Origin of the sequence: Pseudomonas sp. NFACC46-3 (assembly GCF_900114515.1) — a bacterium.
Taxonomy (GTDB): Bacteria; Pseudomonadota; Gammaproteobacteria; order Pseudomonadales; family Pseudomonadaceae; genus Aquipseudomonas; species Aquipseudomonas fluorescens_Q.
Genome location: NZ_FOTH01000048.1, coordinates 19,112 through 30,767, shown reverse-complemented (window position 1 = coordinate 30,767; position 11,656 = coordinate 19,112). Strand labels below are relative to the sequence as shown.

Sequence of the window (11,656 nt, the reverse complement as noted above, 5' to 3'; positions counted from 1 at the left end):
CAGACGTCATGTTTGGTATCGGCCCAATCAATTCCGATATAAGCAGTGAATTTCTGAGACAAGAGCGTTTGCATTGCACACCTCCACAGACGCTAAAGTACATGCAGGAACATGCATGCTTGCGTCCAGCGAAGGCGATATAGAGAGCCGTGCCCGGCTTTCCCTGAGTGTTCGTTAGAGGGCGCAAGCGCACCTGCTGGGCTCGAAGGTGAAGCAGTAATCATCGAGATGCGTTGCAGCCCTATTCGTAGCTCGCAGGTGCATGTTCCTTCCTCGCAACAACCGGACTCCAGCGAGTATCAGTATGGGGGAGCAAGGAACGGACTACCTATATCGCAGCCCAGCGGGGATGAATCCCCTCGCCACAGAGGGTTTGGTGTTGTGACAGGGGGACTCAGCCACAGGGTCAGATGCTTTCGCTGATCGGCAATACGTAGTTCTTGAACTCGGTGTCTTCCTTGAAGCCGATCGATTCGTAGGTTTTCTGCGCCACTTCGTTGTTGCTGCTGGTGGAGACACGCATGCGCACGGCATTGGTTTCCTTGGCCATTTTTTTCGCGGTGCGGATCAGGTTGTCGGCCACCAGTTGGCGGCGGGCGTCTTCGGCGACGTAGATGTCGTTGAGGATCCACACGCGCTTGAGCGATAGCGATGAGAAGCTCGGGTAGAGCTGGCAAAAGCCCAGCAGCTTGTTGTCGTCGTCATCGGGCAAGGCCAGGTAGATCACCGATTCCTTGCGGCGCAGGCGCTTTTCAAGGAAGGCTCGGGACGAGTCCGGGTAGGGCAGTGAGCCGTAGAATTCCCGGTATTTGACGAACAATGGGGTCAGCAGGTCCAGGTGTTCCAGGGTCGCTTGGATAATCCGCATGGTAGGTCTCGTCTGCAGAGGTCGACAGATATTCAGACAACAACTTCGCGCTGCCGTGCTTTTGATGCTGCCTGAAAGCGGATCAAAAACGCAATCGGATAAACGGATCAGTTTCGGGGCGGCATGAGTAGGAAGTTACCTTTCATATCGGCAGTATTTTCCGACTCTAGAGTGTGAACCTGGGCTTCGTCCTTCAGATTGACCCCCGAGAGTTGTCGGCGGCAGGCTTCGCGCATCAGGTAGATCAGGCGGTGGGCCGCCATGCCGTAGCTCAGGCCTTCGAGGCGGACATTGGAGATGCAGTTGCGATAGGCATCGGTCAGGCCGACCTTGGGGGCATAGGTGAAATACAGCCCCAGGCTGTCGGGAGAACTGAGGCCGGGGCGTTCGCCGATGAGGATCACCGACATTTTCGCGCCGAGCCGCTCGGCCACTTCATCGGCCACCGCGACGCGGCCTTGTTCCACCAAAATCACGGGCGACACCGACCAGCCGTCAGCGGCGGTCTGTTCTTCCAGGCGCGCCAGGAACGGCAAGGTATGGCGATGCACCGCCAGCGCCGACAAGCCGTCGGCCACGACGATAGCCAAGTCCACACCGCCGGGATGAGCCGCTGCGTAGTCCTCCAGGATTTTTGCGGAGGACTCGTCGAGTCGTCGGCCCAGGTCCGGGCGCTGCAAGTAGCTATGTCGGTCAGCCGCCGCACTGTGGAGCAACAGGCTTTCGCGGCCGCGCTCAGTCAGTTGTGCGCGAATGCCCTGATGATCGAACGCCAGGTGCACCGCATCGCGGGCCTGGGCGTGGGCGTATTGGAAGTCCAGTTGCGCCTGGGTCGGCAGGCTGGTGCCGGTGCGGCCCAGGGCGATGCGTGCCGGGGTGAGGTTGCGCAGGTTCAGCCAAGGGTTTTGTGGGTCGACAGGTTTTTTATCCATGGGCCGTTCTCTCATCCCAAATGCGCGAGGGCGTGACGGAACGCCGGTGGCAGGTTGTCGCCGAACCGCACCCGGCCATCGGCCTGGGTGAAGATGCCCATGTTTGCCAGCCAAGTTTCGAATTCCGGCGCAGGCTTCAGACCCAGGGTCTGGCGGGCGTAGAGGGCGTCGTGGAACGAGGTGGTCTGGTAGTTGAGCATGATGTCGTCGGAGCCGGGGATGCCCATGATGAAGTTGATCCCGGCCACGCCGAGCAGGGTCAGCAGGGTGTCCATGTCGTCCTGGTCGGCTTCGGCGTGGTTGGTGTAGCAGATGTCGCAACCCATCGGCACGCCCAGCAGCTTGCCGCAGAAGTGGTCTTCGAGGCCGGCGCGGATGATCTGTTTGCCGTTGTACAGGTACTCGGGGCCGATGAATCCTACAACCGTGTTCACCAAAAACGGCTTGAAATGCCGTGCCACGGCGTAGGCTCGCGTCTCGCAGGTCTGTTGATCGACGCCGTGGTGGGCGTTGGCCGACAGCGCGCTGCCCTGGCCGGTTTCGAAATACATCAGGTTGTTGCCGAGGGGGCCGCGATTCAGGCTGAGCCCGGCGTCGTAGCCTTCCTGCAAGACGTTGAGGTTGATGCCGAAACTGGCGTTGGCCGCTTCGGTGCCGGCGATGGACTGGAACACCAGATCCAGGGGCACGCCACGGTTGGCCGCTTCAATGGAGGTGGTGACGTGGGTCAGCACGCAGCCTTGGGTGGGGATGTCGTAGCGCTGGATGATGGCGTCGAGCATTTCCAGCATGGCGCAGATCGAGGCGGTGCTGTCGGTGGCCGGGTTGATGCCGATCATGGCGTCGCCGTTGCCGTAGAGCAGGCCGTCGAGGATGCTCGCAGCGATCCCGGCCGGTTCATCGGTAGGGTGGTTGGGTTGCAGGCGCGTGGACAAGCGCCCGCGCAGGCCGAGGGTGCCGCGGAATTTGGTCACCACGCGGATTTTCTGCGCCACCAGTACCAGATCCTGCACGCGCATGATTTTCGACACGGCGGCGACCATTTCCGGCGTCAGGCCCGGGGCCAGTGCCCGCAGGCTTTGTTCGTCGGCGGCGTCGCTGAGCAGCCAATCGCGAAAGCCGCCAACCGTGAGGTGGCTGACGGTGGCGAAGGCTTGTTTATCGTGGGTGTCGACGATCAGCCGGGTGACTTCGTCGACCTCGTAAGGAATCAGCATTTCCTGCAGGAAATGGCTGAGGGGCAGGTCGGCCAGGGCCATTTGCGCGGCCACCCGCTCGCCATCGTTGAGCGCGGCGACCTCGGCCAGGAAATCCCCGGAACGCGCCGGGCTGGCCTTGGCCATCAGGTCCTTGAGGCTGTCGAAGCGATAGGTCTGGGCGCCGACGGAATGGGCGAATGCGGCCATGGGCGGTGTCCTCCTGATTCTCTAAAAAACTTTAATACACACCCCATAACCCTGTGGGAGCTTGCTCCCACAGGGGGTTGGTGTGCACTTTTAAATGGCAAGCACCGGACCCTCAGCCCGGCGCCGGTGCAACTTTCAGATACCTGTGAGCATAGCGTCCGCCGGTGCACCGGAGCGTTGCTTGGCGGTCAGTTGGAAATACAGGTAGCCGACAATCATGAAACCGAGGAACACCAAGCCAATCACCATGTTGAACCACGCCATCGCCACCAGGCACACCACCGCCAGGAACAGCGCAATGCCCGGCACGATCGGGTAGCCCGGGGCGCGGAAGGTGCGTTCCAGGTTCGGTTCGGTCTTACGCAGCCTGAACAGGCTGAGCATGCTGATGATGTACATCACGATGGCGCCGAACACCGACATGGTGATCATCGCCGCCGTCAGCGTCATGCCTTGCAGGTTGACCAGGCCATCGCTGTAGATCGCCGCGATGCCGATCACGCCGCCGGCCAGGATCGCCCGGTGCGGGGTCTGGAAACGCGACAGTTTCGCCAGGCCACGGGGCAGGTAGCCGGCCCGGGCCAGGGCGAAGAACTGCCGCGAATAGCCGAGGATGATTCCGTGGAAACTCGCCACCAGGCCGAACAGGCCGATCCACACCAGCATGTGCATCCACGTTGAATCGTTGCCGACCACGGCCTTCATGGCCTGGGGCAGCGGGTCGTTGATGTTCGACAGGGTGCGCCAGTCACCCACGCCGCCGGCCATGATCATCACGCCGATGGCCAGGAACACCAGGGTCAGGATGCCGCTGACGTAAGCGCGGGGGATCGTGCGTTTCGGGTCCTTGGCTTCTTCGGCGGCCATGGCCGCGCCTTCGATGGCGAGGAAGAACCAGATGGCGAAGGGGATCGCCGCGAAAATGCCCGGGATCGAGGCGAGGCTGAACTCATTGGAGCCCGCCCAGCCGTTGAGCACGAAATTACTGAAGCTGAAGCCCGGCGCGACCACGCCCATGAACACCAGCAATTCGGCGACCGCCAGCACGGTGACCACCAGCTCGAAGGCGGCGGCGATGCTGACGCCGAGGATGTTCAGGGTCATGAAGATGATGTACGCGCCGACCGCCGCCAGCTTGGGGTCCAGTTCCGGGAATTGCACATTGAGGTAGGCGCCAATCGCCATGGCGATGGCCGGGGGCGCAAAGACGAACTCGATCAGGGTGGCGATGCCGGCGATCAACCCGCCTTTCTCGCCGAAGGCTCGTCGGCTGTAGGCAAAAGGCCCGCCGGCGTGAGGAATAGCGGTAGTCAGTTCGGTGAAACTGAAGATGAAGCAGGTGTACATCAACGCCACCATGAGGGCGGTGACGAGAAACCCGAGGGTCCCTGCGGTGCCCCAGCCGTAGCTCCAGCCGAAGTACTCGCCGGAAATCACCAGGCCGACGGCGATGCCCCATAAATGCAGGGTGCCGAGTGTGGGTTTGAGTTGAGTGGTAGAAGTCATAAGTCCTCTCTGTCTTTTTTATTGTTTGATCTGTTGGACTTTCGGGTTTGCTGTGGAGCGGGCACGCAAGGCTCATGCCAGAGCGGTGGGACGGTAATTTGATGTTGTCAGTGAGGGCGCCATCGCGAGCAAGCTCGCTCCCACAGTGGATCTGTTGCCAACCCTGGAAACGAGTTATCCACAGATCCCTGTGGGAGCGAGCTTGCTCGCGATAGCTATCTAAGGGGCAAAGCAGGAGAGCCTGCCTTGCCCCAAGGGCTTAGAAGAACCCCAACGGATTGATGTCGTAGCTCACCAGCAGGTTCTTGGTCTGCTGGTAATGGTCGAGCATCATCTTGTGGGTTTCACGACCCACGCCGGACTTCTTGTAGCCACCGAACGCGGCGTGCGCCGGGTACAGGTGGTAGCAGTTGGTCCACACGCGACCGGCCTTGATCGCCCGGCCCATGCGGTAGGCGCGGTTGATGTCGCGGGTCCACAGGCCGGCGCCGAGGCCGAACTCGGTGTCGTTGGCGATCGCCAGGGCTTCGGCTTCGTCCTTGAAGGTGGTGATGCTCACCACTGGGCCGAAGATTTCTTCCTGGAACACGCGCATCTTGTTGGTGCCCTTGAGCAGGGTCGGCTGGATGTAATACCCGGTCGCCAGGTTGCCCTCGAGTTTTTCCACTTTGCCGCCGGTCAGCAGTTCGGCGCCTTCGCCCTTGGCGATTTCCAGGTACGAAAGAATCTTGTCAAATTGCTGCTCGGACGCCTGGGCGCCGACCATGGTGTCGGTGTCCAGCGGGTCGCCGCGTTTGATCTGCAGGACTTTCTTCATCACCACTTGCATGAATTCGTCGTAGATCGATTCCTGCACCAGGGCGCGGGATGGGCAGGTGCAGACTTCGCCCTGGTTGAAGAACGCCAGCACCAGGCCTTCGGCGGCCTTCTCGATGAAGCTCGGCTCGGCCTGCATGATGTCTTCGAAGAAGATGTTCGGCGACTTGCCGCCCAGTTCCACGGTGGACGGGATGATGTTCTCGGCGGCGCATTTCATGATGTGCGAGCCCACCGGGGTGGAACCGGTGAAGGCAATCTTGGCGATGCGCTTGCTGGTGGCGAGGGCTTCACCGGCTTCTTTGCCGAAGCCTTGCACCACGTTCAGCACACCGGGCGGCAGCAGGTCGCCGATCAGTTCCATGAGCACGCAGATGCCCAGAGGGGTTTGCTCGGCCGGCTTGAGTACCACGCAGTTACCGGCGGCCAGGGCCGGGGCGAGTTTCCAGGCGGCCATCAGCAGCGGGAAGTTCCACGGGATGATCTGCCCAACCACGCCCAAGGGTTCATGGATGTGATAGGCCACGGTGTTGCCGTCGATCTCGGCGGCGGCGCCTTCCTGGGCCCGCAGGCAACCGGCGAAGTAGCGGAAGTGGTCGGCGGCCAGGGGGATGTCGGCGTTGAGGGTTTCGCGCACGGCCTTGCCGTTGTCCCAGGATTCGGTGATCGCCAGCACTTCGAGGTTCTGCTCGATGCGGTCGGCGATTTTCAGCAGGACCAGCGAACGCGCCTGGGCCGACGTGGCACCCCAGGCATCGGCAGCGGCGTGGGCGGCGTCCAGGGCTTTTTCGATGTCTTCGGCCGTGGAGCGCGGGAATTCGGCAATGGGCTGGCCATTGACCGGGGAAGTATTGGTGAAGTACTGACCTTTGACAGGCGCGACGAACTCGCCGCCGATGTAGTTACCGTATTTGCTCTTGAACGAAACGATAGCGCCTTCAGTACCGGGGTGAGCGTAACGCATGATGAGTTCTCCTTGGCTTTTGTGCTTATACGGGAGGGCCGCGCAAAATTGAGCGCCGGTAATTAAGCCTAGAGCAAAGGTTGGGCCATTGCCTTGCAGGGCCCGTAAATCAAGACTTTAGGAGGAGTTGGTCGGACAAACGGAGGGGGTGTGTGACGCTTGCGATACAGCGGGTGTGACAGTTTGTGCCAGATGCGAGACAGTCTGTGACTGACAGGTCGCGCCAGCATTGCATTGCGGGTTGGGCTGGAGGATGCTGGGCTTCGATCCTGGAATCCCTGGCAACTGTATTTTTGTGGCAGGACAGCTTTTGTGGCGAGGGAGCTTGCTCCCGCTGGAGCGCGAAGCGGTCCCAAGGCAGCCAACTCGGTCAGCCTGATACACCGCAAACTCAGGTTTTGGGGCTGCTGCGCAGCCCAGCGGGAGCAAGCTCCCTCGCCACGGGGTATGTGTTGGCAGGTCCAAAGGTCCTTCGGGGAGAATAATAAGAAATGCACAGCAACCACTTGAGTCGCCATGCCCAGCAAGTCCTGACGGTCACCCAGGGCAAGGCCCATTTGCAGGGCCCTGGCAGCGATCCGTCGATTGCCCGTTCCTGGCTGCGTTGCCTCGAGGATTATCACCTCGACCCGGCGCAGAACCTGGCGCCGACGGTGCTCGAACATGGCCGGGTGCTGGAAAGCCGCGAACGCCTGCAACAGGTGCTGCACATCGCCGGCACCGAAATGACCAGCCTGCACCAGCAACTCTCTGGCGCTGGCCACGCGGTGCTGCTGACCGACGCTCGCGGCGTGATCCTCAACTGCGTCACCGCCCCCAGCGAACGGAAGATTTTCGAGCGAGCCGGCCTCTGGCTCGGCGCCGACTGGAGCGAAGCCTGCGAAGGCACCAACGGCATCGGCACCTGTTTGGTGGAGCGCCAGGCCCTGACCATCCACCAGGAAGAACATTTTCGTGGCCGCCACACCGGCCTGACCTGCTCGGCCAGCCCAGTCTTCGACCCCCAGGGCGAACTGCTGGCGGTGCTCGACGTGTCTTCGGCCCGGCCGGACGTGTCGCGCCAAAGCCAGTTCCACACCATGGCCCTGGTCAATCTCTCGGCGAAGATGATCGAGAGCTGCTATTTCCTGCGTTGCTTCGACAATCAATGGCTGCTGCGCTTCCACCTGCAGGCCGAGTCCGTGGGGCTGTTCAGCGAAGGGCTGCTGGCGTTCGACGGCGAAGGCCGGATCAGCGCCGTCAACCAGAGTGCGCTGAACCTGTTGGGGCATATTCGCGGCAGCTTGTTGGGCCAGCGGGTGGAGGACTTTTTCGACTGTTCGTTGGACGAATTACTCGGCCGCGCGAGTGTAAATGCCAGTGCGAGTTGGCCGCTGCGCACCCGTGACGGCCGGCATTTGTTCGCGGTGCTGCGCGGGCAGCCGCGCGGTGTGCCGGTGCCGGTTGCGCCAGCGCTCAAGATTATTGAGCCCGCCCGCCTGCCGGGCATCTGCCTGGGGGATGCGGCGTTACAGGAACATTTTCGCAAGGCGCTGCGGGTGTTCGAGCGCGATGTGCCGCTGCTGATCCAGGGCGAAACCGGCTCCGGCAAGGAGGCGTTTGCCAAGGCTGTGCACCACGCCAGCCAGCGCGCCGGCAAGCACTTCGTCGCCCTCAACTGCGCGGCCATCCCGGAAAGCCTGATCGAGAGCGAGCTATTCGGATATCGCGGCGGCAGCTTCACCGGTGCGCGCAAGGAAGGCATGCGCGGCAAGCTGCAACAGGCCGACGGCGGCACGCTGTTCCTCGATGAAATCGGCGACATGCCCCTGGCCTTGCAGACCCGTTTGCTGCGGGTGCTGGAAGATCGCCAGGTGGTGCCCATCGGCGGTGAGCCCGAGGCGGTGAACGTGCGCATCATCAGCGCCACTCACCGGCAGCTGCTGGATCGGGTGCAGGACGGCAGTTTCCGCGAGGATCTGTACTACCGCCTCAACGGCCTGGAAATCCCGCTGCCGGCGTTGCGCGAGCGCAGTGACAAGTCGCAGTTGCTGGATTTTCTGTTGGCTGAAGAGAGTGGGGCCGAGACGGTGTCCATCGACGAACCGGCGCGCCAGGCGTTGCTGGCGTTCGACTGGCCGGGCAACGTGCGGCAGCTGCGTAATGTGCTGCGTACCCTGGCCGCGCTGTGCGACGGTGGGCGGATCGGCCTGGAAGACTTGCCGGCGATGATCCGCCAGCGCCCGGCCACGGTGGTGGTCGAGGCGGTGGCCGAGCGGCCGCTGGACGATGCCGAGCGGTTGGCCTTGATCGAAGCACTGGAGCGCCAGCGCTGGCACATGACCCACACCGCCGAACAACTGGGCATCAGCCGTAACACCCTCTACCGGAAGCTGCGCAAACACGCCATCGCCCGATAAAGTACAGACTGCTGACCGCTGTTGTGGCGAGGGAGCTTGCTCCCGCTGGGGCGCGCAGCGGCCCTGTTTTTGGGGGGGGACTGCTGCGCAGTCAGCGGGAGCAAGCTCCCTCGCCACAAAAGCCGGGTTGTACATTCAACTGTGGGAGTGAGCTTGCTCGCGATGACGGCGGCACATTCAACATCGCCGCAAGCTGACCCACCGCTATCGCGAGCAAGCTCCCACAGGTGATTTGCGGTGCTTCAGCGGCGTGAAGTCGAAACACAAGGTGCGATTTCCCCCTCCCTACGCTAACCTGCGGCCATGTTTATGAGGTCGACTATGCACATCCATATTCTCGGTATTTGCGGCACTTTCATGGGTTCGATGGCGGTCCTGGCCAAGGAGCTGGGCCATCACGTCACCGGGTCCGACGCCAATGTTTATCCGCCGATGAGCACGCAGCTGGAAGCCCAGGGCATCGAGCTGACCCAAGGCTACGATCCGGCGCAGCTGGATCCGGCGCCAGACCTGGTGGTCATCGGCAACGCCATGTCCCGGGGTAACCCAGCGGTGGAGTACGTGCTCAACAAAGGCCTGCCGTACGTGTCCGGGCCGCAGTGGCTGGCCGATCACGTGCTGCAGGGCCGTTGGGTCCTGGCCGTGGCCGGTACCCACGGCAAGACCACCACCAGCAGCATGCTCGCCTGGGTGCTGGAGCACGCGGGCATGAGCCCGGGCTTCCTGATCGGCGGAGTGCCGCAGAATTTCTCGGTGTCGGCGCGCCTGGGCGGCACGCCGTTCTTCGTGATCGAGGCCGATGAGTACGACAGCGCGTTTTTCGATAAACGCTCGAAATTCGTCCACTACCGTCCACGCACGGCGATCCTCAATAACCTTGAGTACGATCATGCGGACATCTTCCCCGATCTGCCGGCCATCGAGCGGCAGTTCCATCACTTGGTGCGCACCATCCCCAGCGAAGGCCTGGTCATCCACCCGACCACCGAGCCGGCGTTGCAGCGGGTGATCGAGATGGGCTGCTGGACCCCGGTGCAAACCACCGGTGCGGGCGGGCAATGGCAGGTGAAGTTGCTCAAGGACGACGGTTCGCAGTTCGAAGTGATGTTCGAAGGCGTGTCCCAGGGCGTGGTCGAGTGGGACATGACCGGCCAGCACAACGTCGCCAACGCCCTGGCCACCCTGGCGGCGGCCCGCCATGTCGGCGTGGTGCCGTCCATGGGCATTGCTGCGTTGAGCGCGTTCAAGAGCGTGAAGCGGCGGATGGAGAAAGTCGCCGAGGTCAACGGCATCACTATTTATGACGACTTCGCCCACCACCCAACGGCCATCGCCACCACCCTCGACGGTTTGCGCAAGCGCATCGGCGATGCACCACTGATTGCGATCATCGAGCCGCGTTCCAACTCCATGAAGCTCGGCGCGCACCGTGATGGCCTGCCGGAAAGCGTGGTCGATGCCGACCAGGTGATCTGGTATGCACCGGCCAACCTCGGCTGGGACCTCGGCGCCACCGCCGCGCTGTGTACGGTGCCGTCGATTGTCAGTGATTCCCTGGAAGGCATCATCGAGCGCGTGAAGAGCCAGGCCCAGCCCGGCACCCACGTGGTGATCATGAGCAATGGCGGCTTCGGCGGCCTGCACGGCAAACTGGCCGAGGCCCTGAAATGAACACTCACTTGGAGGGCAGTGGCCCGGAACGCATCACCTTGGCGATGACCGGTGCTTCCGGTGTCCAGTACGGCTTGCGCCTGCTCGATTGCCTGGTGCGGGAAGACCGCGAGGTGCACTTTCTCATCTCCAAGGCCGCGCAACTGGTGATGGCCACCGAGACCGACGTGACCCTGCCGTCCAAGACCCAGATGATGCAGGCTTTCCTCACCGAATACACCGGTGCGGCGGCGGGGCAGATTCGCGTGTATGGCAAGGAAGACTGGATGTCGCCGGTGGCCTCGGGCTCCGGGGCGCCGGCGGCCATGGTGGTGGTGCCGTGTTCCACCGGGACGCTGTCGGCGATTGCCACCGGGGCCTGCAACAACCTGATCGAACGGGCCGCGGACGTCACGCTCAAGGAGCGCCGCCAGTTGATCCTGGTGCCGCGGGAAGCGCCGTATTCGAGCATTCACCTGGAGCACATGCTCAAGTTGTCGAACATGGGCGTGACCATCCTGCCGGCGTCGCCGGGTTTTTATCACCAACCGCAGACCATCGATGACCTGATCGATTTTGTGGTGGCGCGGATTCTCAATCTGCTGAACATCCCCCAGGACATGTTGCCGCGCTGGGGCGAGCATCATTTGAGCAGCGATGAATAAGCTGCTGATCATGCTGCTGGCGCTGCAGCTGACCGGCTGCGCCACCGCCCGCACCCTCGACGCCGCCAAGCCTGGGGCGCCGGTGGTGTACGCCGGCACGCGCTTGGATCTGTACGCCCTCAACGGCGGCTGCTGCGCCAAGGACCGCTTTGGCGCCGAGGCGCCGAGTTACCCTGGCGTCGATCTGCCGGGCAGTGCGTTGCTCGATACCTTGTTGTTGCCGTTGTCGTTGTTCACGGCGATAGGCGTGGGGTTCCGGGCGACTGGCGGGTTGTAGCGCACGCGTGCTCTGTGATGAGCCGATTTACCCGTGGCGAGGGAGCTTGCTCCCGCTCGACTGCGCAGCAGTCGCCTTAGGATTTGAGTCAAACCCAGAAGCTTGGGGCCGCTTCGCAGCCCAGCGGGAGCAAGCTCCCTCGCCACAATAAGCGCTTGGCTTTGGATCGGTGG

At 62.5% G+C, this 11,656-nt stretch carries 9 protein-coding genes; 4 read left to right on the top strand and 5 right to left on the bottom strand.

All coding sequences use genetic code 11. The annotated features are described in order from the left end of the window. Positions 1-406: 406 nt before the first annotated feature. The 5 genes from BM300_RS27985 to BM300_RS27965 form a co-directional block, all read right to left on the bottom strand. A complete protein-coding gene (locus tag BM300_RS27985; RefSeq protein ID WP_063324211.1) occupies positions 407-868 on the bottom strand; it encodes a GNAT family N-acetyltransferase in 462 nt (153 codons plus the stop codon). Between the two features lie 107 nt (positions 869-975). Next, the gene (eutC, locus tag BM300_RS27980; RefSeq protein ID WP_092150517.1) at positions 976-1,800 is read right to left on the bottom strand and encodes an ethanolamine ammonia-lyase subunit EutC; all 825 of its coding nucleotides are present in this window, start codon (positions 1,798-1,800) and stop codon (positions 976-978) included. An 11-nt stretch (positions 1,801-1,811) separates the two neighbouring features. Further along, the gene (locus BM300_RS27975; RefSeq protein ID WP_092464553.1) at positions 1,812-3,206 is read right to left on the bottom strand and encodes an ethanolamine ammonia-lyase subunit EutB; all 1,395 of its coding nucleotides are present in this window, start codon (positions 3,204-3,206) and stop codon (positions 1,812-1,814) included. A 135-nt stretch (positions 3,207-3,341) separates the two neighbouring features. After that, positions 3,342-4,712, bottom strand: a complete 1,371-nt coding sequence (eat, locus tag BM300_RS27970; RefSeq protein WP_092464551.1) for an ethanolamine permease — start codon at positions 4,710-4,712, stop codon at positions 3,342-3,344. 259 nt (positions 4,713-4,971) lie between these two features. Further along, positions 4,972-6,492, bottom strand: coding sequence for an acetaldehyde dehydrogenase ExaC (locus BM300_RS27965; RefSeq protein WP_072345441.1), 1,521 nt, complete (start codon positions 6,490-6,492; stop codon positions 4,972-4,974). A gap of 491 nt (positions 6,493-6,983) precedes the next feature. Here BM300_RS27965 and BM300_RS27960 point away from each other — a divergent pair, with 491 nt between their 5' ends. The 4 genes from BM300_RS27960 (at position 6,984) to BM300_RS27945 (ending at position 11,483) form a co-directional block, all read left to right on the top strand. Further along, positions 6,984-8,891, top strand: coding sequence for a sigma-54-dependent Fis family transcriptional regulator (locus BM300_RS27960; protein WP_092464549.1), 1,908 nt, complete (start codon positions 6,984-6,986; stop codon positions 8,889-8,891). Positions 8,892-9,212: 321 nt separating this feature from the next. Further along, complete coding sequence (gene mpl, locus BM300_RS27955; RefSeq protein ID WP_063324217.1) at positions 9,213-10,562, top strand: UDP-N-acetylmuramate:L-alanyl-gamma-D-glutamyl-meso-diaminopimelate ligase; 1,350 nt, start codon at positions 9,213-9,215, stop codon at positions 10,560-10,562. After that, on the top strand, positions 10,559-11,206 hold the full coding sequence (ubiX, locus tag BM300_RS27950) for a flavin prenyltransferase UbiX (protein ID WP_063324218.1): 648 nt from the start codon (positions 10,559-10,561) through the stop codon (positions 11,204-11,206). The genes mpl and ubiX overlap by 4 nt, the downstream gene beginning before the upstream one ends. Beyond that, entirely contained in the window at positions 11,199-11,483 is a 285-nt protein-coding gene (locus BM300_RS27945; protein ID WP_092464547.1) for a YceK/YidQ family lipoprotein, read from the top strand. Before ubiX ends, BM300_RS27945 begins: the two co-directional genes overlap by 8 nt. Positions 11,484-11,656: the final 173 nt, after the last annotated feature.

Excerpts from the sequence above, each read along its gene's own strand:
- BM300_RS27975 (WP_092464553.1), bottom strand. The coding sequence starts at position 3,206 with ATGGCCGCATTCGCCCATTCCGTCGGCGCCCAGACCTATCGCTTCGAC.
- BM300_RS27960 (WP_092464549.1), top strand. The coding sequence starts at position 6,984 with ATGCACAGCAACCACTTGAGTCGCCATGCCCAGCAAGTCCTGACGGTC.
- BM300_RS27965 (WP_072345441.1), bottom strand. The coding sequence starts at position 6,492 with ATGCGTTACGCTCACCCCGGTACTGAAGGCGCTATCGTTTCGTTCAAG.
- mpl (WP_063324217.1), top strand. The coding sequence starts at position 9,213 with ATGCACATCCATATTCTCGGTATTTGCGGCACTTTCATGGGTTCGATG.
- eutC (WP_092150517.1), bottom strand. The coding sequence starts at position 1,800 with ATGGATAAAAAACCTGTCGACCCACAAAACCCTTGGCTGAACCTGCGC.
- eat (WP_092464551.1), bottom strand. The coding sequence starts at position 4,712 with ATGACTTCTACCACTCAACTCAAACCCACACTCGGCACCCTGCATTTA.
- BM300_RS27945 (WP_092464547.1), top strand. The coding sequence starts at position 11,199 with ATGAATAAGCTGCTGATCATGCTGCTGGCGCTGCAGCTGACCGGCTGC.
- ubiX (WP_063324218.1), top strand. The coding sequence starts at position 10,559 with ATGAACACTCACTTGGAGGGCAGTGGCCCGGAACGCATCACCTTGGCG.
- BM300_RS27985 (WP_063324211.1), bottom strand. The coding sequence starts at position 868 with ATGCGGATTATCCAAGCGACCCTGGAACACCTGGACCTGCTGACCCCA.